Here is a 24,569-nt window from a genome sequence, read left to right as displayed (position 1 = left end):
AACCTGTTGGGAGACGACGATGTCCGCACCGCGAAGCCTGGGCTCGGGATCCGGGGTATTCCGCCGCAAACCGATCGATCAGATCCAAGAACTCAGTGACGGCGGTGGCGGGCTCCAGCGCACGCTGGGCCTTCGCCAGCTGACCGCGATCGGGGTCGGGGGCATCATCGGTGCGGGGATCTTCTCCCTGGCCGGCGCGGTCGCGAACCAGACGGCGGGCCCCGCCGTGCTGATCTCGTTCCTCATCGCGGGTATCGCCAGCGCCGCCGCCGCGTTCTCCTACGCCGAGTTCGCCGGGCTGATCCCCCGCGCCGGGTCGGCCTACACCTACGGCTACACCGTGCTGGGCGAGATCGTCGGCTGGTTCATCGGCTGGGATCTGCTGCTGGAGTACACCGCGATCGTGGCGGTGGTCGCGATCGGCATCTCCGGCTACTTCAACGAACTGCTGGGCTACCTCGACATCGAGCTCCCGACGTGGATGCTGGGCGCTCCGGGTACCGAAAAAGCCGGTGTCGAACCGGGGTCCTACAAGATCAACCTGTTCGCCGTGCTGCTGTGCCTGCTGATCGCCTTCATCCTCAACCAGGGCATGAAGAACGCGGCCCGGTTCGAAACGCTGCTGGTCTACTTGAAGGTCGGCCTGGTCATTCTGGTGATCGTCGTCGGTGTCTTCCACATCAACACCGACAACTATTCGAACTTCTTCCCGTTCGGCCTCAGCGGCGCGTTCACCGGCGCGGCGACGGTGTTCTTCGCGGTCTTCGGATACGACGCCATGTCCACCGCGGCCGAGGAATCGACCGACTCCCAGAAGCACATGCCGAAGGCGATCATCTACTCGCTCGCCATCTCGATGGTCCTCTACGTGCTGGCCTGCCTGGTCCTGACCGGGATGGTCAACTACAAGGACATCGACAGCGAGGCCGCCTTCTCCAGCGCCTTCGCGGGCCTCGGGATGAAGTGGCTCGGCCTGATCATCGCCGTCGGCGCGATCATCGGTATCACCACGGTGCTGTTCACCTTCCTCATGGGCGCGAGCCGCGTCGGCTACTCGATGAGCCGTGACGGCCTGCTGCCCAAGTGGTTCGGCAAGACACACCCGGTGCGCAAGGTGCCGAGCCGGATGACCTGGGTGCTCGGCATCGCGTCGGCGATCATCGCCGGGCTGCTGCCCATCGGCGAGGCCGCGGAACTGACGAACATCGGCATCCTGCTCGCGTTCGTCGTCGTCTGCGTCGCGGTGATCGTGCTGCGCTACAAGCAGCCGGACCTGCCCCGGTCCTTCAAGACCCCCGGCATGCCGATCGTGCCGATCATCGGAATCGTCTTCTCGATCTGGCTGATCACGTTCCTGAACCCGGAGACCTGGCTGCGGTTCGCGGTCTGGTTCGGCATCGGCCTGATCATCTACTTCACCTACAGCCGCCGTCACTCCGTGATGAACGCGAACAACGGCGACACGAAGCAGATCAGCGGAGAGGACTCAAACGCGTAGCGGCTTCGCGGGCTTCGGCCTGGAGGCGTTCGACGATCGACGCCGCCGGGCCGGAGCCCGCGACTTCATAGGTCTGCCCCGCGTAGAGCGACATGATCTCGGGGTCTCCCGCCTTCCCCGCCGCCGCGCGGATCGGTTTGGTCAGGTTGTTGACCTCCGGATACGCCGACGGCGCGGTGGCCGAGAAGTCCGCGACCGCGCGGTTGACCAGTGACCGGGCGGGGCGTCCGCTGAACGCCCGGGTGAACGCCGTCGGCCTTCCCCCGTCCGCGAGCGCCTGCCGGTGCGCGGGCTGTGTCCCGGCCTCGTCCGCCCGCAGGAAAGCGGTGCCCAGCTGCGCCGCGACGGCCCCCGCCGCCAGCACTGCCGCGATGTCGGCGCCGTGCACGAGCCCACCGGTCGCGACGAGCGGCAGGTCCGTCCGCGCCGAGACCAGGCGGAGCAGGCTGAGGACGCCATACTGCGCACCTCCGCCTTCGGCGCCGGGCTCGTCAGCGAAGAGCCCTCGATGCGCCCCGGCTTCGAATCCCTGGACCACGAGCGCGTCCGCGCCGACGGCCACGGCCTGATCGGCTTCCATCGGGCTTGTGACGGTGACGGCCACCTTGCTCCCGTTGGCGTGCAAGCGTTCGACATCCTCGGGTGAAGGCGTGCCGAAGGTGAAGGAAACGACCGGCACCTTCCGCTCCAGCACGACCTCGAGCTTCGCGGCATAGGCGTCGTCATCCCAGCGCGGCTCGCCGGGCTCGACGCCGTGGCGTTCGGCCTCCGCGCGCCAGCGCTCGATGTGCCCGCCGAGATCCGCTTCGGTGGCGGAGCCACCCGGCACGAAGAGATTCACGCCGAACGGCTCACTGGTCAGTTCCGCCGTCTTCGCGATCCGGTCCGAGAGGGCTTCGGAGCTCAGATAGCCTCCAGCCAGGAAGCCGAAGCCACCCGCCGCGGTCACCGCGGCCACGAGTTCGGGAGTGGTCGGCCCACCGGCCATCGGGGCCGCGATCACGGGGAAACGCAGGTCTTCGAACACGTTTCCGACGATAGCCCCCTCGTGAGGACACGGAATGTGACGTTCGAGTCACTCCAAGGTTCTCCCGTGGTGGTCTAGACCTTTACCGCCGAAAATGCGACGATCGGACAGTCGTGACGCGCGTCACGTCCCTTGTTCCCTTGGAGGCCCCGGTGAAGACCTTGAGAGCGCGGCTGGGCCGCGCCTTCGTCGGGGTGGCGCTGCTCGCCGGCGCCACCACCGCAGCCGCCCCCGTCGCAGACGCGGCCACCCCGCCGCTGCAGGCGATCGTCCCTGTCCCGGTCTCGGCCCAAGCGCTGACCGGCTCCGACCACACCCTGACCGCGAACACCAAGATCTACACCCAGGCCGGTTCGGCGCAGGCCAAGGCCGTCGGCGACTACCTCGCCGGGATCTTCCGCACGTCCACCGGCTTCCCCCTGCCCGTCTCCGACGCGCCATCGGACACGCCGGCCGACGGAATCTCGCTCCTGCTGTCCGGCGCCGACTCGCGCGTCGGCGACCAGGGCTACCAGCTGAACTCGACGTCCGCCTCGGTCGTCCTGCGCGCGAAGACGGCGCAAGGCCTCTTCGGCGGCGTACAGACACTGCGCCAGTTGCTGCCCGGCAAGATCGAAAGCCCAACGGTGCAACAAGGCCCCTGGACGATCCCGGGCGCCGACGTCCTGGACTACCCGCGTTTCGGCTACCGAGGCGCGATGCTCGATGTCGCCCGGCATTTCCACCCGGTCGCCACGGTCAAGCGGTACATCGACCAGCTGGCGCAGTACAAGATCAACAACCTGCACCTGCACCTCGCCGACGACCAGGGCTGGCGTATCCAGATCGACAGCTGGCCGCGACTGACCACCTACGGCGGCAGCACCCAGGTCGGCGGTGGCCCCGGCGGTTACTACACCAAGGCGCAGTACACGGAGATCGTCGACTACGCGGCCTCACGGTTCATCACGGTCATCCCGGAGATCGACATGCCCGGGCACACCAACGCAGCCCTGGCGTCGTACGCCGAGCTGAACTGCGACAACACCGCTCCCCCGCTGCGCACCGACACCGCCGTCGGCTACAGCTCGCTCTGCATCTCGAAGGAGATCACCTACACCTTCGTCAACGACGTCATCCGCGAGATCGCCGCGCTGACGCCCGGGCCGTACTTCCACCTCGGGGGCGACGAGGCCCAGGCCACCAGCGACGCCGACTACCGCACGTTCATGAACCGGGTGCTGCCGATGGTGGCCGCCGCGGGCAAGCAGGTCGTCGGCTGGCACGAGATCGGCAAGGCCACCCTGCCGACCACGGCGACCCCGCAGTTCTGGGGCACGACGACGTCCAGCACGGAGGTCTCGAACGCCGTCGCCCGTGGCAGCAAGGTCATCCTGTCACCGGCGAACAAGGCGTACCTGGACATGAAGTACAACTCCAGCACCCCGATCGGGCTTTCGTGGGCGGGCTACATCGAGGTCCAGGACGCCTACAACTGGAACCCGGGCGCCTACCTCGCCGGTGTGCCCGAATCCGCCGTCCGCGGCGTCGAATCCCCGCTGTGGACCGAAACCGTGGTGACCCCGGCGAACATCGACTACCTCGCCTTCCCCCGGCTCCCGGCGCACGCCGAACTCGGCTGGTCGCCGTGGTCGACCCATGATTGGAACACCTTCCGAGTGCGCCTCGGCGCTCAAGCCCCGCGCTGGCAGGCCCAGGGTCTCGACTACTACAAGTCGAGCCAGGTGCCCTGGGAAACCGGATCCGGCAACCCGGGCACCTGCTCACTCCCGGCGTGGGACCGTGCGTCGGTCTACACCGGCGGAGCGACCGTCTCCCACAACGGGCACAAGTGGACGGCCCAGTGGTGGACGCAAGGCGAAGAACCCGGTACGACCGGCCAATGGGGTGTCTGGCGCGACAACGGCACCTGCTGACCCGTCCGGCAGCCCGCTCGGCCCCTCATCTCCGGCCGAGCGGGCTACGGTGGTCCCATGGCCGCAGACCTCGAACTCGTCCGCGCTCTTTCCTTGCGCGAAAACGGACTCGCGACCGTCTCGACGGTCCGTGCGGACGGCACCGTCCACTCGTCGGTGGTCAACGCCGGCGTCTTCGAAGACCCGGTCACCAAGGTGCCGGGAGTCGCCTTCGTGGCGATGGGCGGGGTGAAGAAACTCGACCTGTTCCGCCGGGCGGGCCACGCCACGATCACCTTCCGGCGCGGCTGGGAGTGGGCTGCGGTCCAGGGACGCACCCACCTCATCGGACCGGACGACCCGGACCCGGACTTCGACCCGGCCGGTCTTCCCCGGCTGCTGCGCGAAGTCTTCATCGCTGCCACAGGGACCCACGACGACTGGGACGAGTACGACCGCGTGATGGCCGCCGAACGCCGCGTCGCCGTCTTCCTCACGGCGAACCGCGTCAGCGGGAATCGCTGACGCGAAAGGCCGCACGGATCGAGATCCGAGCGGCCTTTCGCGAGTATCGCCTACTTCTTCTTGCTACCGGCGTCCTCAGTGGACAATGCGGCGACGAAGGCCTCCTGCGGGACCTCGACCCGGCCGACGGTCTTCATTCGCTTCTTGCCTTCCTTCTGCTTTTCCAGCAGCTTGCGCTTACGCGAGATGTCACCGCCGTAACACTTCGCGAGCACGTCCTTGCGGATCGCGCGGATCGTCTCGCGGGCGATGATCCGCGACCCGACGGCCGCCTGGATCGGTACCTCGAACTGCTGCCGCGGGATCAGCTCACGCAGCCGCGTCGCCATCCGGTTGCCGTAGCCATAAGCGGCATCCTTGTGCACGATCGCCGAGAACGCGTCGACGGTTTCACCCTGCAGCAGGATGTCGACCTTGACCAGATCGGCGATCTGGTCACCGCCCTCTTCGTAGTCGAGGGACGCGTAGCCGCGCGTACGCGACTTCAGCGTGTCGAAAAAGTCGAAGATGATCTCCGCGAGCGGGATGTTGTAGCGCAGTTCGACGCGGTCCTCGGAGAGGTAGTCCATCCCCAGCAGCGTGCCGCGCTTGGCCTGGCACAGCTCCATGATCGTGCCGACGAACTCCGACGGCGCCAGGATGCTCACCTTGGAAACCGGCTCGTGGACCTCGGAGATCTTCATCCCGGACGGCCAGTCCGAGGGGTTCGTCACCACGACCTCGCTCTTGTCCTCGAGCACGACGTTGTAGATGACGTTCGGCGCGGTGGAAATCAGGTCGAGACCGAATTCGCGCTCGAGCCGATCCCGCGTGATCTCCAGGTGCAGCAACCCGAGGAAGCCGCAGCGGAACCCGAACCCGAGCGCCACGGAGGTTTCCGGCTCGTAGGCGAGCGCGGCGTCGTTGAGCTGGAGCTTGTCCAGCGCCTCACGCAGTTCGGGGTAGTCCGAACCGTCGACCGGATACAGGCCGGAGTAGACCATCGGCTTCGGCTCGCGGTAGCCCGCGAGCGGCTCCTCGGCGCCCTTGCGCTCGGAGGTGACGGTGTCACCGACCTTCGACTGGCGGACGTCTTTCACCCCGGTGATGAGGTAACCCACCTCGCCGACCCCGAGCCCCTTGCTGGCCTTGGGCTCCGGCGAGATGATCCCGACCTCGAGGAGTTCGTGAGTGGCGCCGGTGGACATCATCTTGATCCGCTCACGCGGCGTGATCTTGCCGTCGACGACCCTGATATAGGTCACGACGCCCCGGTAAGTGTCGTAGACCGAGTCGAAGATCATCGCGCGGGCGGGCGCGTCCGGGTCGCCGACCGGCGGCGGGACCTGCCGCACGCACTCGTCCAGCAGCTCGGTCACGCCCATGCCGGTCTTCGCCGACACGCGGAGCACGTCAGAAGGCTCGCAGCCGATGATGTGCGCCAGCTCGGCCGCGTACTTGTCCGGATCGGCCGACGGCAGGTCGATCTTGTTCAGCACCGGGATGATGTGCAGGTTCTTCTCGAGCGCCAGATAGAGGTTCGCCAGCGTCTGCGCCTCGATCCCCTGCGCGGCGTCGACCAGCAGGATCGCCCCTTCACAGGCCTCCAAGGCCCGGGAGACCTCGTAGGTGAAGTCCACGTGGCCGGGGGTGTCGATCAGGTGCAGGACGTGGTCCTGGCCGTCGACCTTCCAGGGCAGGCGCACGTTCTGCGCCTTGATGGTGATCCCGCGTTCCCGTTCGATGTCCATGCGGTCGAGGTACTGAGCGCGCATGGCCCGCTCCTCGACCACGCCGGTGAGCTGCAGCATCCGGTCGGCCAGGGTCGACTTGCCGTGGTCGATGTGCGCGATGATGCAGAAGTTCCGGATGAGCTCCGGGGGCGTGAAGGTCGTGTCGGCGAACGTCGTCAACGGGGTTTCCTCGCGAAGGTCGGGGTGTGCCATCTCTATGGTCCCATGCCGCTCCGGGTGCGAGTGGGGGTCATCCCCGATGCGGCCCGTGATGAGCTGTGGTGCCCTCGAAGTATGAGTACTTCACTGTCCCAAATGCTCGACCGCACGTTCGGCCATCCCCGGGGACTGCTCGGCCGGTTCGGCGGCCGGGCGATGGCGCACGGCAACGCCGCCACCGAACTTCGCGTCGTCGAGCTGGCGTCGATCGAGTCCGGCGAAACCGCACTGGTCGTGGGCCCCGGCCCGGGAGTCGGCCTGCAGGCCACGGCCGAACGCGCGGGCCGTGTGATCGGCGTCGACCCCTCCCCGGAGATGCTCGCCCGGTCGCGCCGCCGCTGCGGCGACAAGGTGGAGCTGCGGCACGGCACCGCGGACTCCACGGGTGAGCCCGACGAGAGCGTCGACGTGGTCCTCAGCGTCAACAACGTGCAGCTGTGGGAGGACCGGGCGGCCGGGTTCGCCGAACTGTTCCGCGTGTTGCGGCCCGGCGGCAGGCTGCTGCTGTCGTCGCACGAGAAGTGGCTGCCGGTGTCCCGGCACGAGCTGGCCGACGAAGCGGCCGCCGCCGGCTTCACCGACCTGCAGACCTGGACCTGGGACCCGCCGGGCTTCGGCGCCTCCCTCGCCGCCCAGCTGCGCGCGATCAAGCCTTCGGCCTAGCGCGGATCAGTGCGCAACGGATGCTCACGCGGCACCTCGACCAGCACGATCCTCGTGCCGTCCGGGTCGGCGATCCACGCTTCGTCCAGACCCCACGGTTCACGCCGCGCGCCACGGACCGGCTCCAAACCCTTCTCCGCGAGCTCCTCGAGCGCCGCGGGCAGATCGCGGACCTGGAGCCACAAGGCGACGTCAGGAGTCGGGCCGGTCTTCCCGGTACCGACGATCTCGATCGACCCGTTCCCGGCGAAGAACACCGTCCCGCCGGGGAACTCCTTGTCGATGGCCAGGCCCAGGGTGTCCCGATAGAACGCCGTCGACACGTCGAGGTCCTTCGGGTGGATCAGCACCCTGCTGCTCAGCACATCCATGACTCAATCCCTACCGGATGGGTTCAGGCCATCGCAATCGCCGTGATACCCGCCAGCACCACCACCGACCCGGCCAGCCTGCGGACGGCGTTCGCTTCTCCCAGAACCAGCCAGGCGGCGAGGCCACCCAGGACGATGCTCAGCTCCCGGGCGGGTGCGACGAGGCTCACCGGGGCGATCTGGAGGGCGTAGAGCACCAGCAGGTAGGCGACCGGCGAGAGCACGCCGACGATGAGGACCTCGCGCTTGTGCTCGCGCCAGAGCCACAAGACCTCTTCACGGTCCTTCAGCGCGTACGGCGCCATGAGCAGGCTCTGCACGATCGCGCCGGTTCCGAAGTAGACGATCGGCGGGACGCCGAGAGCCGTGACCGAATGTGCGTCCCACAGTGTGTAGGCGGCGATCGTGAGGCCGGTCAGCAGCCCGTAGACCAGGCCTTTGCGGCGAGCGACGCGATCAGCGGCGTCAGCGTGGGCCGGTGCTCGCCCGGTGCCGATCACCAGCACCCCGGCGACCACGAGGAACGCGCCCAGCAGGCCGAGCACTCCCGGCCGCTCGCCGAGTAGCACGACGGCCGCGAGCACCGAGATCAGCGGCCCGGTACCGCGGGCGACGGGATAGACGACCGACAGATCGCCGACGGCGTATCCCCTTTGGAGAACGATTCCATAGGTGACGTGGAACACCGCCGTGACCACGGCGGCGAACAGCCAGGTCCACTGTGGACGCTGCGGCTCCACGGCCAGTGACACCGCCACGAGGGGGACCAGCAGGATCGCGGAGAGGCTGTAGTAAGCCCAGACGAACCGGGCTCCGCCACGACGGATCCGCTTGGCAGCCAGGTTCCAGCCCGCGTGGATGACGGCGGCGATGATGACGAAGGACAGAGCGGTGGCGTTCACGGCGGACCTTTCACGTTTTCCGCGCACGCGGAAAACACCGGTCCTCCAGGCTTTTGTCCCGTCAGATGAACGACGGCGCTTCCGGCCCCGTCGATGGTGCCGCTCGGACCTGTCCCGTCTGCCCTGATTGTGTGTTTCGCTGAACGGGCAGGCGGCGGAACCCTAGGCACTACGATCTTCACCGTACCGCAAACACCCCCCTCCCGAGGTGGCCGCGAGCCGCCCCTGGACGGCTGTTAAGCTTGCCCTTCACCGTCGTGTGGCATTCCGTCATGGAGGAAACCCGCGCCGCTCCCACGAGCACGCAGGGCCGGTCACAGCGCGGCGGTGAAACCACCGAGAGATTCAAGAGGAGCGCCCCCGTGGCCAACATCAAGTCGCAGATCAAGCGCATCACCACCAACGAGAAGGCGCGTCAGCGCAACCAGGCGATCCGGTCCTCGGTGAAGACCGCGATCCGCAAGTTCCGCGAGGCCGCCGACGCCGGCGACAAGGCCAAGGCCCTGGAGCTGCAGAAGGACGCGGCGAAGAAGCTGGACAAGGCCGTGACCAAGGGCGTTCTCCACGCCAACCAGGCCGCCAACAAGAAGTCCGCGCTGGCGAAGCGCGCGAACTCTCTCTGATCGGCTTTCGAAAGGCCCCGGTGACTCGCGTCGCCGGGGCCTTTCGCCGTTCTCAGCGGCTTGTGCCGTGGGCGTCGACGACTTCCAGGACGGCGCGCTCCAACGCGTACTCCGGGTTTGCCGCGACCCCCTTGACTTCGGCGTTGAGCCGGGCGACCACCCGCATCGCCGTGGCGAGACCGTCCTGCCCCCAGCCACGGGCCTGACCCTGCGCCTTACGCACCTTCCATGGCGGCATCCCCAGCTCGCCCGCCATCTGGTTCGGGTTCCCGCGACCGGCACCGGACACCCGCGCGATCGTCCGGACGGCGTCGGCGAGGGCGTCCGCGACCAGCACGTGCGGTACGCCCAGCTGCATCGCCCAGCGCAGTGACTCCAGCGCCGCCGCCTTGTCACCGGCGACGGCCTTCTCCGCGACGGCGAACCCGTTCACGTCCGCGCGGCCCCGGTGGTAACGCCGGACCGCCTGCTCGTCGACCGCCCCACCGGCGTCCGCGACGAGCTGGGTCGCGGCCGACGACAGCTCACGCAGATCCGAGCCGACGGCGTCGATCAGCGCGAGCACGGCCGCACCGTCGATCTTCCCGCCGACCCGGCGGACCTCGTTGCGGACAAAGGATTCCCGTTCAGCGGGCTTGGTCAGTTTCGGGCACTCGACGACCTCCGCGCCGGCCTTCTTCAAGGCGGCGGGAAGCCCCTTCGCGGCCTTGCTCCGGCCGCCTCCGCTGTGCACGACGACGAGCACGATGCCGTCGGCGGGTGCCTTGACGTAGGCCATCACCCCGTCGGCGAGCTCCTGCGAGATGTCGTGCGCGGACTCGAGGACGATCACCCTGCCCTCGGCGAACAGCGAGGGGCTGACCATTTCCGCGAGTGCCGGGACTGTGAGGTCCGACACCCGGATCCGGGTGAGATCCGCCGTCGGATCGGCCGCTTTGGCAGCGTCCGAAGCGCTGCGGACCGCGCGTTCGATCAGCAGCTCTTCCTCACCGAGAACCAGGACCAGCGGCGATGGGGCGGAAGCTTGCGTCGTCACGATGACGATCCTGCCACTCGTCCTCTCGTGTGCTTTGTCCGGTGATGTGTTCCGGGCACGGTGGCCCCACCTGAGCCTCATGTCGTACGGTGTTGGCGAGGCGACGCGATCATGCGCGTGCCGACAATCGAATACCGCTCATCCAGAGGGGCAGAGGGAACGGCCCGATGAAGCCCCGGCAACCGGCGTCAGCCTGTCATCCCGCGATCGCGGGGTAGCTGACGAGCGCGGTGCCAATTCCGGCCCGCCACGGCGGGGCAGATGAGGAAAGGAACCTCGCGATGACCGCAACCCTCGGCACGACCTCCACCACCAAGACCCCGGATCTCGGACCGGCCGTCGAACTGGTGTCGAAGGAAGAGGGACACCGGCAGCCGCTCGCTCCCGAATTCGTTTCCGCCGAGGACTTCTCACCGCTCGAGGTCGCCTACGACTTCGGCCGCGTGCGCCGCGAGGACATCGAAGCCGGGCCCAAGAACATCTGGCGCTACAAGAAACTCCTCCCCGTTCCGTCGAACGTCGAAGAAATCCCCAACACCGAACCCGGCGCCACCCGGCTCATCCAGGCCGACAGGCTCGCGAAAGCCTTGGGCGTCAAGAAGGTCTGGGTCAAGGACGACACCGGCAACCCCACCCACTCGTTCAAGGACCGGGTGGTCGCCGTCGCGCTGGCCGCCGCACGCGAGTTCGGGTTCGACGTACTCGCCTGTCCGTCGACCGGCAACCTGGCCAACGCGGTCGCCGCCGCGGCGGCCCGCGCCGGCTGGCGGTCGGTCGTGCTGATCCCGAAGACCCTCGAGCGCGCCAAGATCCTCACCACCGCCGTGTACGACGGCGACCTGATCGCGGTCGACGGCAACTACGACGACGTGAACCGGCTCGCCACCCAGCTCGCCGCCGAGCAGGAGAGCTGGGCGTTCGTCAACGTGAACGTCCGGCCCTACTACTCGGAAGGCTCCAAGACGCTGGCCTTCGAGGTGGCCGAACAACTCGGCTGGAGGCTTCCCTCTCAGATCGTGGTGCCGATCGCCTCCGGTTCTCAGCTCACCAAGGTGGACAAGGGTTTCCGCGAGTTCGGAAAGCTCGGCCTCGTCGACGAGACGCCGTACAAGGTGTTCGGCGCGCAGGCCACCGGCTGCTCCCCTGTCTCGGCGGCCTTCCGCGCGGGACACGACGTCGTCCAGCCGGTCAAGCCGGACACGATCGCCCGGTCGCTGGCGATCGGGAACCCGGCCGACGGCCCCTACGTCCTCGATGTGGTCAACCGCACCGGTGGCGCGATCGAGGACGTCACCGACGAAGAGGTCGTCGAGGGCATCCGGCTGCTCGCCCGCACCGAGGGCATCTTCACCGAGACCGCCGGCGGGGTCACCGTCGCGACGGCCAAGAAGCTCATCGAGACCGGCAAGCTCAACCCGGACGAGGAGATCGTGCTGCTGATCACCGGTGACGGCCTCAAGACCCTCGACGCCGTCGAGGACAAGATCGGCCCGAAGGCCACCGTCAGCGCCTCGGCCGACGCGGTCCGCGAGGCTCTGGGCATCTGAGTTCCCGTCGGCCCGCCTCAAGAACGAGGCGGGCCACGGGGCTCACCCCGGCGTACCAGGGCAAGACCTCGCGCGTCGAGGAGGACCGCGGTGTCGCCATCCGTGTCCGTCCTGGCGACCGACGCGCCGACGGCCACCAGATTGTCCAAAGTGGACTTGTTCGGATGGCCGTAGGTGTTTCCGGCACCGACGCTCACCAACGCCGCCCGCGGGGCGACGGCGTTGAGGAAATCCGGTGCCGTGTAACGACTTCCGTGGTGCGGAACCTTCAGGATCTCGGCTCGCAGATCGGCACCCTCGGCCATCAGGTCGGCCTGTGCGGCGAGCTCGACGTCGCCCGTCAGCAGTAGCCGGCCCGCCGCGGTCCCGGCGCGCAGGACGACCGAACCGTTGTTGATCACCGTACCGTCCTGCTCGCGAACCGATCGTCGGGTGACATATCGCGGCCCCAGTACATCCAGTGACAACCCCGGCCAGTCCAGCCGTTGCCCGATACTCAGCTCCAGCAAGGGAACACCGCGGCGCGCTGTCTCGTCCGCGACCTGCTGCCACGCCCACGCGGGAGCCCGGCCCGGGCCGACGGCGACCGCCCCGACCGACCGGCCCTCGAAGACGGATTCGAGACCGCCGATGTGGTCGGCGTGCAGATGACTCAGCACGATCAGCGGCACACGGTCCACGTCGAGCCGTCTCAGGCACTCGTCGACCGGTCCCGGTTCCGGCCCGGTGTCGACCAGGACCGCCCTCCCCGGCTCGCCCGTGGCGAGAACGACGGCATCACCCTGCCCGACATCGCAGGCGACGGCGCTCCACGACGCAGGCGGCCACGCCGGGGCCAGCGCCCGCACCGGCACGAAGACGAGCAGCCCTGCGGCCAACGCGACCGCCAGCAGGATCCTGGCGTACCGCAGCCGGATGGCGACGAGCAGCACGGCGAGCAGTCCAGCCACCAAAAGCCCGCCCCACCAACCATCCGGCCAAGCAACGACCGCTCCCGGCGCACGCGCGCCGTGTCGGGCCACGGTGATGAGCCAGCTCGCCTCGGGTTCGGTCAGACGGACAAGCAGCCTGCCCGCCGGGGGCCACCACGGTCCGATGACGGTGGCGAGTACGCCGAACACGGTGGCCGGCGCGACCACCGGGGCGGCGAGCACGTTGGTCACCACCGAGACGAGACTGACCGATCCCGCCATGCCCGCGATGACCGGTGCCGTCATCACGAACGCGGCCAGCGGGATGGCCAGCCCCTCGGCGTAGCCGGCCGGCACACCGCGTCCGACCAGCCATTCCGCCCACCTCGGCGCCAGCAGTACGAGCCCGGCCGTGGCCAGCACCGAAAGCGCGAACCCGAAGTCGGCGGCCATCGCGGGATCGGCCACGACGAGCCCGGCCACCGCGAACGCCAGCGCGGGCAGCGCCGAACCCCGGCGTCCCAGCGCCAGCGCCAGCAGCCCGACCGCACCCATCACTCCGGCGCGGAGCACGCTGGGTGCGGGCCCGGCGAGGACCACGAACCCGGCGAGCCCCGCGGCGGCCGCGGCGGCGGACGTCCGCGGCCCGACCCGGAGCACTCTCAGCAGGAGAAGGATCGAACCGCAGACGATCGCCACATTCCCACCGCTCACGGCCATCAGGTGGGACATGCCGGAGTCCGTGAACTCGCTTTCGACTCTCGGGGACAGCGTGCTCGTGTCCCCCACGACCAGTCCGGGCACGAGACCGGCCTGCTCCTCCGGGAGCACGGCGCACAGGTCCCGGAGCCCGGTGCGCAGCGATTCCGCGGCTCGCTGCCACCAGGGTGCCGGTCCGAGAGCCGACGGCGGGCCTCGCACCGAGAGGACCGCGACCGTCAGTTCGACCCCCTTCGCCGGTGCGAGCCGCCCGGAGGCGGTGACCTGCTGCCCGGGCAACAGGTCCGTCCACCCCTCGGCCGGGGCGAGCAGGAGGATCCGGCCGGCCGAATCCACCACCCGCTCACCCGTCACCGCGGCGTCCACCGCCGCGGCGACGACCACCAGGCGGGTGCCTGCCCGGCGATCGGCGTATCCGGCACCGCGGACCGGACGTGGCCGCTCGGTGACCACCACCCTCGCGGTGGCCTCGACCCCTCGTGCGGCGGCGGCACGGAGGTCGTCCTGCTCGGCGGCCCGGATCCGCAGCGCCACCGGACCGGCGGTGAGCACGCCGAGGACCGCCAGGGCACCCAGGCCCGCCACCCACCGGGACGCCGTCCGGCGGGCACGGACCCCGGCGGTGATCGCGAGCACCACGGCGGCCGCGCCGCAGAGCATCGTGATCCACCATCCGCCGAGCAGCCCGGAAAGAGTGCCGAGCCAGGCAGTCGCCGCGGCCGGTACCAGCCGCAGGTTCTGACCTCGCCACGACGCGGTGTCCACTTCGGACGGATCGGCGGACGGGTTCATCCGACGGACACCAATTCCCGGACTTTCTTGAACTTGCTTTCGCCGATCCCTTCCACTTCACGGAGTTGCTCGACGGTGGTGAACCCACCGTGCCCGGACCGCCAGTCGACGATGCGTTTCGCCATCACCTCGCCGACCCCGGGCAGGGTGTCGAGTTGCTCGGCCGTGGCCGTGTTCAGGTCGAGCTTCCCTGTCGGCGTCCCGGTTCCGGCCGCGGCCGGAACCGGGACGCCGACGGCCACCTGCTCACCGTCGGCGAGCCGCCGGGCCAGGTTCACCCCGGTCAGATCCGTTCCGGGCTGTGCCCCACCGGCCGCCGTGAGGGCATCGGCGACCCGTGCGCCCGGAGGGATCGTGACCAGGCCGGGCCTGAGCACCCGGCCGACGACGCTGACCACCAGAGGCGCTTTGCCCGCTGCGGCGGGGACGTCTCCGGCGGCCTTCGCCGACGGCAGGGGCGGCGGGGTCTCCGCCCCTGGCCGGTGTCCGAACAAGGCGATCGCGCCGGTCACGATCACGGCCACCGCGATCAGCACGGCCACCACGGCGAACCACCGCCGGTTCACCGGAATCCCGTCCGCCGTGAACCGGGCGGGCACCCAGCGGCGTACGAGCCTGCCCGAGGGCGGCCCCTGGGTGGGCGACGACAGCTGCGCGGCCAGCCACGCCAGCCTGGCGTTGACGGAGGGACCCGGTGGACGGGCGGTTTGGTCGAACACGTGAACGACGCTACGGAGCGGGGATGGCGGGCGGCAGTGGTGAATCCCGAGGCTGTGGACAAGTGGGGTGTTGTGGACAACCCGGCCGCGGCCGAGACCGGTTCACCGGTTTTCGTCGGAGCCGTATGGGACGCTGGCGCGTTTTCCCTAACCTGCTCGCTGGATCACGACACCGAGGACACCGGGGCCGGTGTGGGCCCCGATGACGGCTCCGATCTCCGAGACCACGCACCCTTCCGGGCAGTTGATGGATTCCTCAAGCCGGTTGGCCAGTTCGACAGCGCGCTCCGGCGAAGCAAGGTGGTGGACTGCGATGTCGGCGAGCCCGCCTTCGGCCGCCTTCACGGCTAGTTCGACCAGCCGCGCCACCGCGCGATTCATCGTCCGCACCTTCTCCAGCGGCTGGATCCGGCCTTCGGACATGTGGAGCACCGGTTTCACCGCGAGTGCCGTGCCGAACAGGGCGGCCGCCGGGCCGATCCGCCCTCCGCGGCGCAGGTATTCGAGGGTCTCGACCGCGAACAGGGTCTCCGAGCGGCTCACCGCGTCGACCGCGGCGGCCTCCACCTCGGCGGGTTCCGCCCCGTCCGCGGCGGCACTCGCCGCTCGCAGGGCGGCGAACCCGAGTCCCATCGCGGTGCTGCGCGAATCGACGACGCGCACCTTGTCCGGTCCGACCTCCTGGGCCGCGAGCACCGCCGCCTCCCAGGTCCCGGACAACTCCCGGGACAGATGAACCGACACGACGGCGTCCGCGCCCTCGGCCAGCGCCGCCCGGAACTCCTTGACGAATTCCGCGGGCGTCGGCCGGGACGTCGTCACCAGGCTGCGTTTGCCGAGCGCCTCGGCCAGGGCCGCGGGGCCCATTTCGACGCCGTCGAGGAATACGACGCCGTCCACGAGGACGTGCAACGGGACCACCCGGATCCCGTTCCGTTCGGCGAAGCCTTCAGGCAGGTGGGCGGTGGAATCCGTGACTACGGCGACCGACACGGCAGTCAGCCTACGTTGCCGCGGGGCGGAGCACCGGGGCCATCAGGCCGGCCATTTCCGCGCCGACGGCGGCATGTCCTTCCCATCCCCAGTGCATCCCGTCCGGATTGCCCCGCCCACTCAGCACGTGGTCGCCGACGACGGCTTCGAGATCCAGCAACGGGACGTCCGCGCGCCGCCCCCAGGCGGCGATGGCGGCGGCGGCACCGGCGCGGGCGGTGTGCACGCGGCCGTAGGCGTCGGACCGGTGAACGGACGGCAGGATGCCGAAGATCGGCAGTTCCGGTCGCAGCACGCGCAGGGCTCCGACAGCGGTGTCGAGATACTGGACGGTGAGCTTCGACGGCAAGACCACCGGACGTCCTCGAAGGGCGATCGCGAGTCGTGGCTGAGCGGCCAGGTACGTCTTGCGCACCAAGCGTCGCAGCGGGTCGGGTCGTACGTAGCGGAGGCCGGTGCGCAGGTAGGTGGGCAGCGGCGACGGCAGGGTGTCCATGCTTCCGACGGCCAGCACGACGGCGTCGACGTGATGGAGATCCGCCCAGACACGCGGGTCGCCGATCAACGACCACCAGGCGTCACGGGCGGTCCAGCCGAACCCTGCGACGAGGTCCACTCCACCACCGCCGAGCGCTTCGGCGGCGATATTGGGCCACAGGCGCGCGTCGTCGGCGGCGAGCGGCCCGTCCGGGCCGTGGAAGCTGAGGGAATCGCCGAACACCAGCAGGCGCGGGGCCATGGATCAGCCGGTGATTCCCGCGTTGTAGGCGGCGAGGCGCCAGTTGCCGTCGCGCCTGGTCAGCTCGACCCAGTGACAGTTCGCGATCCCGCCCAGCGTCGGCCAGGACGTGACCGGCAGGCCGAGCAGTTTCGCGGTCAGCGCGATGATCAGGCCGCCGTGTGTGGCCAGCAGCACGGCGTCGCCGGCGTCGGAATTGGGCTGGTCCAGATCCGCGACGACCTCCATCGCGCGTTCGGCGACGTCGACCCGTGACTCGCCGCCGGGCGGCGCCCAAGTCGCGTCGACGCGCCATCGTGCGCGTTCGCCGGGATAGGCCTCGTCGACCTGCTGGCCGGTGAAGCCCTGCCATTCACCCAGATGGGTTTCCCGGAGGCGCTTGTCGATTCGCAGCGGGACACCGATCGCCTCCGTGAGCACGGTGGCCGTGTCGGTCGCGCGGCGCAGATCCGAGGCGATCACCAGATCCGGTGAGAACCGAGCGAGCGCGGGCACGGCGAACCTGGCTTGGTTCCAGCCGACCGGCGTCAACGCGGAGTCCAGATGCCCCTGCATCCGGCCCGCCGCGTTGTAGTCGGTCTCGCCATGGCGCCAGAGCACCAGCCGCCGCGGGCTCACGAGGCGCCTTGCGCGTCGGCGGGGTCCTCCTCGGCGGGTGTCTCCAAACCTTCGACCTCGATCCGCGGGCAGTCCTTCCAGAGCCGCTCGAGACCGTAGAAGGAGCGCTCCTCCTGGTGCTGGACGTGGATGACGACGTCGACGTAGTCCAGCAGGACCCAACGGCCCTCGCGGGCGCCTTCACGGCGGACCGGCTTGTGCCCGCCGAGCCGCAGCTGCTCCTCGACGTTGTCGACGATGGCGCCGACCTGGCGCTCGTTGGGCGCGGACGCGATGACGAAGGCGTCGGTGATGACCAGCTGGTCGGACACGTCCAGCACGACCACGTCGCTCGCCTTCTTGTCCGCCGCCGCATGGGCGGCCGCTACGGCCAGCTCTCGTGCCTCGGACGTGGCTGTCACAGTTCTCCTCAAACAGATCGCTTTACTCGCGGGTTCGCCCGACGAGGGTACCCGGTCAGGAACCCTGGTCTTTGCGATAGAGGTCCTTTTTGGCGATGTAGCGCACCACACCGTCGGGCACGAGGTACCAGACGGGCTCCCCGCCTTCGACGCGCTCGCGGCAGGCGGTGGACGAGATCGCCATCGCGGTCACCTCGACAAGGCTCACCTTCCCGCTCGGCAGATGCTGCGAATTGAGGCGGTAGCCGGGCCTGGTGACACCGATGAAATGCGCCAGATCGAAGAGCTCGTCGGCGTTGCGCCAGGTGAGGATCTGTTCGAGCGCGTCCGCGCCGGTGATGAAGAACAGCTGGTCGTCCGGGTACTCCGTGCGCAGATCGCGCAGGGTGTCGACGGTGTAGGTCTGCCCGACGCGGTCGATGTCGACGCGGCTGACCGAGAACACGGGGTTGGACGCCGTCGCGATCACCGTCATCAGATAGCGGTCCTCGGCACGGGTGACCACCCTGTCGGACTTCTGCCACGGCTGACCGGTGGGCACGAAGATGACCTCGTCGAGCGCGAACCGCGACTGGACCTCACTGGCCGCGACGAGGTGCCCGTGGTGAATGGGGTCGAACGTGCCGCCCATGACCCCGATCCTGCGTGGTGACATGGGTCGTGAGCCTATACAGCGCATGAGGCTGCACGCTCGGGTCGACCGCCCCACCGACGGGTGGTGATCTGGATCACATTACAGTCCGTTCCATGGATGAACGGTCCGTTCACGACATGCCGATCGCGACTTCGTCGGCGGCATGGGGTAGAGGTGGGGACGTGGACACATCGACTCTCCGGGATCGCGCCGAGACCCTCCTCCAGTCGTTGGCGGGCGAGGGTGCCCGCCTGCGTGACGACCAGTGGACGGCCATCGAGGCACTGGTCGCGCACCGCCGTCGCGCGCTCGTCGTGCAGCGCACCGGCTGGGGGAAGTCCGCGGTGTACTTCCTGGCCACCGCGTTGCTGCGGGAGCGCGGCGACGGCCCGACCGTGATCATCTCGCCGCTGCTCGCGCTGATGCGCAACCAGATCTCCGCGGCGGCGAGGGCGGGCATCCACGCGGCGACGATGAACTCCGCGAACCCGCAGGAGTGGGATCAGGTCCAGGCCGCGATCGCGGCGGGCGAGGTCGACGTCCTCCTGGTCAGCCCGGAACGGCTCAACAACCCGGACTTCCGCGACACCGTCCTGCCGAAGCTGACGGCGAGCGCCGGCCTGCTCGTGGTCGACGAGGCGCACTGCATCTCGGACTGGGGGCACGACTTCCGGCCGGACTACCGACGGCTACGGACACTGTTGAAGGATCTGCCCGACGGCGTCCCGGTGCTCGCCACCACCGCGACCGCGAACGACCGCGTGGCGACCGACGTCGCCGAACAGCTCGGCATCGGCAACGGGGGCGACACCCTCGTCCTGCGCGGCAGCCTGGATCGCGAAAGCCTGCATCTGTCGGTGGCCAAGCTGCCGACTTCGCAGGCCCGGCTCGCCTGGCTGGCCGAACACCTGGCGGAACTGCCGGGCTCCGGGATCATCTACACACTCACTGTCGCCGCCGCGCACGATGTCGCGGGATTGCTGACCGAGCGCGGCTATCCGGTCGCCGCCTACACCGGGAAGACCGACCCGGCGGACCGGCAGGCCGCCGAAGACGATCTGCTGAACAACAACGTCAAGGCGTTGGTGGCCACGTCGGCGCTGGGCATGGGGTTCGACAAGCCGGATCTGGGCTTCGTCGTCCATCTCGGCGCCCCGTCCTCCCCCATCGCGTACTACCAGCAGGTCGGCCGTGCCGGTCGTGGCGTCGATCGCGCCGAAGTGATCCTGTTGCCGGGCCACGAGGACAAGGACATCTGGGCGTACTTCGGTTCGCTGGCGTTCCCGGACGAACTGCGGGTGACCCAGGTGCTCAACGCGCTGGCGTACGCGGACCGTCCACTGTCGACACCCGCGCTCGAACCGTTCGTCGAGCTGTCCCGTTCCCGCCTGGAGATGGTCCTCAAGGTGCTGGACGTCGACGGCGCCGTCCGCCGGGTGAAGGGCGGTTGGGAAGGCACTGGCGAAGCATGGCAATACGACAGGGAACGCTATGCGCGGGTGAGCGCGGCGCGGACCAACGAACAGAACGCCATGCTGGCCTACCTCGAAACCACCGGCTGCCGGATGGAGTACCTGCGAAAGCAGCTGGACGATCCCGAGGCGACACCCTGCGGACGATGTGACAACTGCACTGGAAGGCATTGGGACACCACGATTTCCGACGACGTCGTCGACGCCACCCGGCAACGGCTGCGCCGTCCGGGGGTCGAGGTTGCGCCGCGGAAGATGTGGCCGACCGGGATGGCCGGGCTGGAGGTCCCGCTCTCCGGGCGGCTGCCGGCGGGCGAGCAGGCTGAAACCGGCCAGGTCGTCGGCCGGGTGACCGACGTTGGCTGGGGCACGCGACTGCGCGAACTCGTCGGCCCGTCCGCGGCGGACACCGAACTCCCCGATCCGGTCTTCCAAGCCTGTATCGAGGTACTCAAGGGCTGGCAGTGGACGGAGCGACCGGTCGCGGTCGTGGAGGTGCCGTCCGCCACCCGGCCTCGGCTGGTCCACAGCCTGGCGACGAAGCTGGCCTCGATCGGACGGCTGGACTATCTGGGCGCCGTCGCCTCGGCGGGGCCGCCCCCGCGTCAGGCGAACAGCGCGCAACGGCTGGCCGACCTGTGGAAGCGCCTCAGCCTTCCCGACGAGCTCGCCGCCAAGATCGCCGCGGCCGAGGGCCCGATCCTGCTGGTCGACGACCTGATCGACACCGGGTGGACGATGACGCTGTCCGCACGCCTGCTTCGCCAGGCCGGAGCCCGCGCCGTACTGCCGTTCGCCCTCGCCAGCACCTCGTGAGCAGAAGCCCGTGAGCCGACCACTCGTTCGCGGGGTGTGGGTGGTCGAACACTTCCGGTCACCACGAACCGATCCCGACATTTGACAGGTTCTTTCCCGCACGAGGACTTTCTGGCAAGGTTCCGTCCAAGCGCTAGTACGGAGGTGCCGATGGCGGACTCAACGACGGAACGGCTAGGGCATCGGCTCCCGGTGAAGAAGTTGTTCGCCGCCAGTGTCGGGAACGCGCTGGAATGGTTCGACTGGACCATCTACGCGACCTTCAGCATCTACTTCGCCAGCGAGTTCTTCCCGAAGGGCAACGAAGCACTGGCGCTGATCAACACCTTCGCCACCTACGCACTGGCGTTCTTCTTCCGGCCACTCGGCGGGATGTTGCTCGGCCGCTTCGCCGACGTCAAGGGCCGGAAGCCCGCGATGATCCTGACCATCGTGCTGATGGCGGGCGGTTCGGTGGCCATCGGCCTCTTGCCGACGTTCGACCAGGTCGGCTGGCTGGCCCCGATCCTGTTGCTGCTGGCCAGGGTGGCGCAAGGACTGTCGCTCGGCGGCGAGGTCTCCAACGCTTCGGCGTACCTGGGTGAGATCGCGCCGCCCGCCCGCCGTGGGCGGTACTCCGCCTTCTTCTACATCTCGACCGGTTCCGCCGTCCTGCTCGCCTCGATTCTCGGGTTCGTGCTCGCGCGGACGATGTCCAAAGCGGATCTGACGGCGTACGGCTGGCGGATCCCGTTCCTGCTCGGCGGCGTTCTCGGCATCATCGGCCTGTGGCTCCGGCGCAGCCTCGCCGAGACCGAGATCTTCGAGGAGAAGAAGTCGACGGCGCGCCGGGTCGAGCGACCACTGCGCACCACCCTTCGCGAGCACCCGCGGGCCGTCGTGCAGCTCGTGGGTTTCTCGATGCTGTCGACCCTTTGCTACTACACGTTCTTCAGCGCACTGACCTCGTTCGCGGTCAAGACCCGCAAGGCCGACGACGTCGACGTGTTCCTCGCGTTGTCGATCGCGACGGCGTTGTTCGTCGCCCTTCAATACCCGATGGGCGCCCTCTCGGATCGCTTCGGCCGCAAGCCACAGCTGCTCGTCTGGGCGGCGGCGACCGCGATCCTCATCGTCCCACTGTCCACTTTGGTCAGGCCGGGTCTGCCGGGGCTGCTGGTCGTGTTCTGCGTCGGGCTCTGCCTGTACACGGCGATGACGTCGATCGCGCCGGCGATCATGAGCGAGCTCTTCCCCACCGAACTGCGCGGTCTGGGCATCGGCGCCTGGTACAACCTGACCGTCGCGTTGTTCGGCGGTACCGCTCCCCTGGTGCTCACCGCGCTGTCCGACGCCGGGTTGTCGACGCTGTTCTTCTGGTACGTGGCCGCCGGAGCGGTGATCGCGTTCTTCGTCATCAGAACTCTGCCGGAGACCAAGGGCAGCGATCTGCGCTGAAACTCCGTCGCCGACGACGTGGGTAGGTGGCTACCCTCGCGCTCCTACGACGAGCGCGAAGGAGGGACACCGTGTTGTTCGGCGATGTAAGCGAGGAATTGGCGCGACGCGTGGTGGAGTCCGGGCTTGCGGTGCTGGACGCGGAGGGTCCCGGCGTCCGCGACTCACGTCTGCTGCTGGCCGAACTCACCTCGAAGACGCTGACGCTGGGTTTGTGCCTGCTGGGCATCTCCACCCCTGCCCGGCTATGAGTCGCCGTGGTCGCTGAAGACCTTGCGCTTCAACGGAGGGACTGCCTGGAAGAAGCGGAACATCCCGCGTGCCATCGTGCGGCCCGCCCGGTTCTCCGACACGAATTGGCGGGCACTGCGTTCCGAGTCGCGCACCGCCGCGAAGCCGTAGTGCCGCATCCGCTGCTCGTAGTCGGCGACCGCGGAGCGGACCGCACCGGTCTTCTGTGCTTCGACGAGATTGCGGCACAACAATTGCGCGTCTCGGAGTGCGGTGTTCGCGCCGATGCCACGGAACGGGGTCATGCTGTGGATCGCGTCGCCGAGCAGGGTGATGTTGCTTGTCGGCCACGGTCCGACGGGCTTCGAGGTGAAGATCGGCAGCCGGGACACCGACCCTTCGGGCGAGCCGGCGACCAACTCCTTGAACGCGGGGTCCCAGCCGTCGATCAGGTCCATCACCAGGGCCCGCAGGCCCTCGCTGTCCAATGAGGACACCCCGGCCGGGTAGCGCCGGTTGTCCGCCGCGAACGCCCACATGATGTAGCTCGAGGTGTTGTCGAACAAGACAGGGTCGTATTCGGCGGTCTCGTCGTTGACGGACGAGGAGCCGCTCAGCTCGTGCGGGGCGCTGAACAGTCCCGCGCCGGTACGCGGCATCACCATGCTCGGGCCGTCGGTGAGCCGGGCGGGCAAACGCTTGCGGGTCTCTTCGGTCAGCGGGTGTTTGCCCGCGATCGCGACGATCCCGGTGTCGACCCGGTCGGCTTCGGGCAGGAATTGTTTGCGCACCCGGGAATTGGCCCCGTCGGCGCCGATGACCAAGTCGGCCTCGACGGTGCTGCCGTCGGCGAACTCACAGACGACCACCTCGCCCTCGCGGCGGTAGCCGACGAACTCCTTGCCGTGGCGCAGAACTCCCTCGAGCCCATCGGACAGCACCTGGTGCAGGCTGATCCGGCTGACCGAGTGGTGGCTCGACGCGGGATCGGGGCTCGACGTGAGCTCACTGTCGATCACCATCAGGTCCTGCAGCCGCTCGGTCACGAAGGTGAACGGACCGCTCGTGGTGCCGGTGGTGGCCAGGAAGCGTTGCCAGAGCTCGGGCGGCAGGCATTCGTGCAGCGCGGCCGAGCCGTGCGGATTGATGTGCACACGATAGCCCTGCAGTCGTTCGGTCCGGGTGCGGCTGCGCTCGTGGACGGAAACGTCGATCCCCGCCTTGCGCAGCCCTTGCGCCAAGCAGAGCCCGCCTGTTCCGCCGCCGATGATCGCGATCCTCGTGGTCATGGCTTTCTCCTCTCTCCGCCGACAACTATCAACCAGAAGGGTAATTAAGTCAACCATACGTTTGAAAAAGTCAGCGGCTAAGCTGAACTCCATGTCCGAAGCCGCCCCTCGCAGCCCTCGCCGCGCCCCCGTCGAACGCCAGCGCGATCCCGAGCGCACGAAGACACAGCTCTTGCAGGCGGCGAAGGCCGAGTTCGGCGCGAAGGGTTACGCCGCGGCACGCGTCAGCGAGATCGCCGCGAAAGCGGGGGTGAACAAGCAGCTGATCTCGTACTACTTCGGCGGCAAGGAAGGGCTGTACAACGCGTTGACCGCGACGATGTACGACGACTACGTCGCGGCTTCCGACCACGACAAGCCATTCGCGGAGGTCGTCCGGTTCTTCGTCCAGTCGGGGGTCCGGGATCACGATCTCGCCAAGCTGTTCCTCTGGGAGAACCTGACCGACGGCGCCCCCGACGCGATCGGCGTCGAGGGTCAGCGCGAATTCCTCCAGCGGCAGGTGGAGTACGTGCGAGCCCGTCAGGCCGCGGGCGACTTCCCCGCCGACCTCGACCCGGCGTTCCTGCTGGTGATCTTCATGGCCGCGTCCAGTGCCGCGCTGGCGCTACCTCGCGTCGTACGAGCCGTCTCGGGCCAGGACCCCGGCTCGGCCGAGTTCGCCGAGGCCTACGGCGAGCAACTGGCACGCCTCGTCGGTCACCTCGCCGATCCAGGCAAGCGATAGCAAAGGTCCCCCGCTGTCGCTTGAACCTTCCGGGCCACCTCCGGCCCCCGGG

23 protein-coding genes and 1 riboswitch are annotated in these 24,569 nt (G+C 68.7%); of the genes, 10 read left to right on the top strand and 13 right to left on the bottom strand.

Annotation, left to right across the window (positions count from 1 at the left end; all coding sequences use genetic code 11):
- Window positions 1–19 precede the first annotated feature (19 nt).
- Window positions 20–1,498: an amino acid permease gene (locus H074_RS34895; RefSeq protein WP_007034806.1), complete on the top strand. Its 1,479-nt coding sequence runs from the start codon at window positions 20–22 to the stop codon at window positions 1,496–1,498.
- Here H074_RS34895 and H074_RS34890 read toward each other — a convergent pair.
- Window positions 1,473–2,525, bottom strand: coding sequence for an NAD(P)H-dependent flavin oxidoreductase (locus tag H074_RS34890; protein WP_007034805.1), 1,053 nt, complete (start codon window positions 2,523–2,525; stop codon window positions 1,473–1,475). The genes H074_RS34895 and H074_RS34890 overlap by 26 nt on opposite strands.
- A 152-nt stretch (window positions 2,526–2,677) precedes the next feature.
- Here H074_RS34890 and H074_RS34885 point away from each other — a divergent pair, with 152 nt between their 5' ends.
- Complete coding sequence (locus H074_RS34885; protein WP_007034804.1) at window positions 2,678–4,441, top strand: family 20 glycosylhydrolase; 1,764 nt, start codon at window positions 2,678–2,680, stop codon at window positions 4,439–4,441.
- A gap of 57 nt (window positions 4,442–4,498) precedes the next feature.
- Window positions 4,499–4,945 carry a pyridoxamine 5'-phosphate oxidase family protein gene (locus tag H074_RS34880; RefSeq protein ID WP_007034803.1) on the top strand — a complete coding sequence of 149 codons (447 nt, stop codon included), beginning with the start codon at window positions 4,499–4,501 and terminating at the stop codon, window positions 4,943–4,945.
- A 50-nt stretch (window positions 4,946–4,995) separates the two neighbouring features.
- Here H074_RS34880 and lepA read toward each other — a convergent pair whose 3' ends face one another.
- Complete coding sequence (lepA, locus tag H074_RS34875; protein WP_051072073.1) at window positions 4,996–6,870, bottom strand: translation elongation factor 4; 1,875 nt, start codon at window positions 6,868–6,870, stop codon at window positions 4,996–4,998.
- 81 nt (window positions 6,871–6,951) lie between these two features.
- Here lepA and H074_RS34870 point away from each other — a divergent pair, with 81 nt between their 5' ends.
- The gene (locus H074_RS34870; RefSeq protein WP_051072072.1) at window positions 6,952–7,539 is read left to right on the top strand and encodes a class I SAM-dependent methyltransferase; all 588 of its coding nucleotides are present in this window, start codon (window positions 6,952–6,954) and stop codon (window positions 7,537–7,539) included.
- On the opposite strand, the gene H074_RS34865 is transcribed toward H074_RS34870, so the two are convergent.
- Both H074_RS34865 and H074_RS34860 read right to left on the bottom strand, forming a co-directional pair.
- Complete coding sequence (locus H074_RS34865) at window positions 7,536–7,910, bottom strand: VOC family protein (protein WP_007034800.1); 375 nt, start codon at window positions 7,908–7,910, stop codon at window positions 7,536–7,538. The two genes, H074_RS34870 and H074_RS34865, sit on opposite strands and share 4 nt — an antisense overlap.
- Before the next feature lie 23 nt (window positions 7,911–7,933).
- Window positions 7,934–8,812: an EamA family transporter gene (locus tag H074_RS34860; RefSeq protein WP_007034799.1), complete on the bottom strand. Its 879-nt coding sequence runs from the start codon at window positions 8,810–8,812 to the stop codon at window positions 7,934–7,936.
- Window positions 8,813–9,174: 362 nt separating this feature from the next.
- On the opposite strand from H074_RS34860, the gene rpsT reads away from it, so the two are divergent.
- Window positions 9,175–9,435, top strand: coding sequence for a 30S ribosomal protein S20 (gene rpsT, locus H074_RS34855; protein ID WP_007034798.1), 261 nt, complete (start codon window positions 9,175–9,177; stop codon window positions 9,433–9,435).
- A 52-nt stretch (window positions 9,436–9,487) separates the two neighbouring features.
- Here the strand turns inward: rpsT and holA are convergent, their stop codons facing one another.
- A complete protein-coding gene (gene holA / locus H074_RS34850; protein WP_007034797.1) occupies window positions 9,488–10,471 on the bottom strand; it encodes a DNA polymerase III subunit delta in 984 nt (327 codons plus the stop codon).
- A gap of 135 nt (window positions 10,472–10,606) precedes the next feature.
- Window positions 10,607–10,739: riboswitch (SAM riboswitch) on the top strand.
- A gap of 13 nt (window positions 10,740–10,752) precedes the next feature.
- Between holA and thrC the strand changes: the two genes are divergently transcribed.
- On the top strand, window positions 10,753–12,018 hold the full coding sequence (gene thrC / locus H074_RS34845) for a threonine synthase (protein ID WP_007034796.1): 1,266 nt from the start codon (window positions 10,753–10,755) through the stop codon (window positions 12,016–12,018).
- 17 nt (window positions 12,019–12,035) lie between these two features.
- Here the strand turns inward: thrC and H074_RS34840 are convergent, their stop codons facing one another.
- The 7 genes from H074_RS34840 to nadD all read right to left on the bottom strand — a co-directional run bounded on the left by H074_RS34840 (window position 12,036) and on the right by nadD (window position 18,566).
- Window positions 12,036–14,441, bottom strand: coding sequence for a ComEC/Rec2 family competence protein (locus tag H074_RS34840; protein ID WP_007034795.1), 2,406 nt, complete (start codon window positions 14,439–14,441; stop codon window positions 12,036–12,038).
- Complete coding sequence (locus H074_RS34835; protein WP_007034794.1) at window positions 14,438–15,160, bottom strand: ComEA family DNA-binding protein; 723 nt, start codon at window positions 15,158–15,160, stop codon at window positions 14,438–14,440. The genes H074_RS34840 and H074_RS34835 overlap by 4 nt, the downstream gene beginning before the upstream one ends.
- Window positions 15,161–15,307: 147 nt before the next feature.
- Window positions 15,308–16,153: a DegV family protein gene (locus H074_RS34830; RefSeq protein WP_007034793.1), complete on the bottom strand. Its 846-nt coding sequence runs from the start codon at window positions 16,151–16,153 to the stop codon at window positions 15,308–15,310.
- A gap of 10 nt (window positions 16,154–16,163) precedes the next feature.
- Window positions 16,164–16,892 carry a diglucosylglycerate octanoyltransferase gene (gene octT, locus H074_RS34825; protein WP_007034792.1) on the bottom strand — a complete coding sequence of 243 codons (729 nt, stop codon included), beginning with the start codon at window positions 16,890–16,892 and terminating at the stop codon, window positions 16,164–16,166.
- 3 nt (window positions 16,893–16,895) lie between these two features.
- Window positions 16,896–17,510 carry a histidine phosphatase family protein gene (locus tag H074_RS34820; protein ID WP_007034791.1) on the bottom strand — a complete coding sequence of 205 codons (615 nt, stop codon included), beginning with the start codon at window positions 17,508–17,510 and terminating at the stop codon, window positions 16,896–16,898.
- Window positions 17,507–17,911, bottom strand: coding sequence for a ribosome silencing factor (rsfS, locus tag H074_RS34815; RefSeq protein ID WP_005158575.1), 405 nt, complete (start codon window positions 17,909–17,911; stop codon window positions 17,507–17,509). The genes H074_RS34820 and rsfS overlap by 4 nt, the downstream gene beginning before the upstream one ends.
- Before the next feature lie 55 nt (window positions 17,912–17,966).
- Window positions 17,967–18,566, bottom strand: a complete 600-nt coding sequence (nadD, locus tag H074_RS34810; RefSeq protein WP_083920547.1) for a nicotinate-nucleotide adenylyltransferase — start codon at window positions 18,564–18,566, stop codon at window positions 17,967–17,969.
- 161 nt (window positions 18,567–18,727) lie between these two features.
- On the opposite strand from nadD, the gene H074_RS34805 reads away from it, so the two are divergent.
- From H074_RS34805 to H074_RS34795, 3 genes are all read left to right on the top strand, one after another.
- Entirely contained in the window at window positions 18,728–20,833 is a 2,106-nt protein-coding gene (locus H074_RS34805) for a RecQ family ATP-dependent DNA helicase (RefSeq protein ID WP_007034789.1), read from the top strand.
- A 150-nt stretch (window positions 20,834–20,983) separates the two neighbouring features.
- Window positions 20,984–22,270: an MFS transporter gene (locus H074_RS34800; protein ID WP_039924121.1), complete on the top strand. Its 1,287-nt coding sequence runs from the start codon at window positions 20,984–20,986 to the stop codon at window positions 22,268–22,270.
- A gap of 71 nt (window positions 22,271–22,341) precedes the next feature.
- Window positions 22,342–22,521 (top strand): DALR anticodon-binding domain-containing protein, encoded by a 180-nt coding sequence (locus H074_RS34795; RefSeq protein ID WP_007034787.1) that lies wholly within the window; start codon window positions 22,342–22,344, stop codon window positions 22,519–22,521.
- Here the strand turns inward: H074_RS34795 and H074_RS34790 are convergent.
- On the bottom strand, window positions 22,516–23,790 hold the full coding sequence (locus tag H074_RS34790; protein WP_007034786.1) for an FAD-dependent oxidoreductase: 1,275 nt from the start codon (window positions 23,788–23,790) through the stop codon (window positions 22,516–22,518). The two genes, H074_RS34795 and H074_RS34790, sit on opposite strands and share 6 nt — an antisense overlap.
- Before the next feature lie 91 nt (window positions 23,791–23,881).
- Here H074_RS34790 and H074_RS34785 point away from each other — a divergent pair, with 91 nt between their 5' ends.
- Window positions 23,882–24,517 carry a TetR/AcrR family transcriptional regulator gene (locus tag H074_RS34785; RefSeq protein WP_007034785.1) on the top strand — a complete coding sequence of 212 codons (636 nt, stop codon included), beginning with the start codon at window positions 23,882–23,884 and terminating at the stop codon, window positions 24,515–24,517.
- Window positions 24,518–24,569: the final 52 nt, after the last annotated feature.

Source organism: Amycolatopsis decaplanina DSM 44594 (assembly GCF_000342005.1).
GTDB classification, from domain to species: Bacteria; Actinomycetota; Actinomycetes; order Mycobacteriales; family Pseudonocardiaceae; genus Amycolatopsis; species Amycolatopsis decaplanina.
Note: the sequence above shows the minus strand (reverse complement) of the source record. Positions and strands in the feature narration are given on the sequence as shown.

What these genes read in the sequence shown, in the direction of transcription:
- H074_RS34895 (WP_007034806.1), top strand. Translation starts at nt 20, where the DNA reads ATGTCCGCACCGCGAAGCCTGGGCTCGGGATCCGGGGTATTCCGCCGC.
- H074_RS34880 (WP_007034803.1), top strand. Translation starts at nt 4,499, where the DNA reads ATGGCCGCAGACCTCGAACTCGTCCGCGCTCTTTCCTTGCGCGAAAAC.
- lepA (WP_051072073.1), bottom strand. Translation starts at nt 6,870, where the DNA reads ATGGCACACCCCGACCTTCGCGAGGAAACCCCGTTGACGACGTTCGCC.
- H074_RS34870 (WP_051072072.1), top strand. Translation starts at nt 6,952, where the DNA reads ATGAGTACTTCACTGTCCCAAATGCTCGACCGCACGTTCGGCCATCCC.
- H074_RS34865 (WP_007034800.1), bottom strand. Translation starts at nt 7,910, where the DNA reads ATGGATGTGCTGAGCAGCAGGGTGCTGATCCACCCGAAGGACCTCGAC.
- thrC (WP_007034796.1), top strand. Translation starts at nt 10,753, where the DNA reads ATGACCGCAACCCTCGGCACGACCTCCACCACCAAGACCCCGGATCTC.
- H074_RS34840 (WP_007034795.1), bottom strand. Translation starts at nt 14,441, where the DNA reads ATGAACCCGTCCGCCGATCCGTCCGAAGTGGACACCGCGTCGTGGCGA.
- octT (WP_007034792.1), bottom strand. Translation starts at nt 16,892, where the DNA reads ATGGCCCCGCGCCTGCTGGTGTTCGGCGATTCCCTCAGCTTCCACGGC.
- nadD (WP_083920547.1), bottom strand. Translation starts at nt 18,566, where the DNA reads ATGTCACCACGCAGGATCGGGGTCATGGGCGGCACGTTCGACCCCATT.
- H074_RS34800 (WP_039924121.1), top strand. Translation starts at nt 20,984, where the DNA reads ATGGCGGACTCAACGACGGAACGGCTAGGGCATCGGCTCCCGGTGAAG.
- H074_RS34790 (WP_007034786.1), bottom strand. Translation starts at nt 23,790, where the DNA reads ATGACCACGAGGATCGCGATCATCGGCGGCGGAACAGGCGGGCTCTGC.
- H074_RS34785 (WP_007034785.1), top strand. Translation starts at nt 23,882, where the DNA reads ATGTCCGAAGCCGCCCCTCGCAGCCCTCGCCGCGCCCCCGTCGAACGC.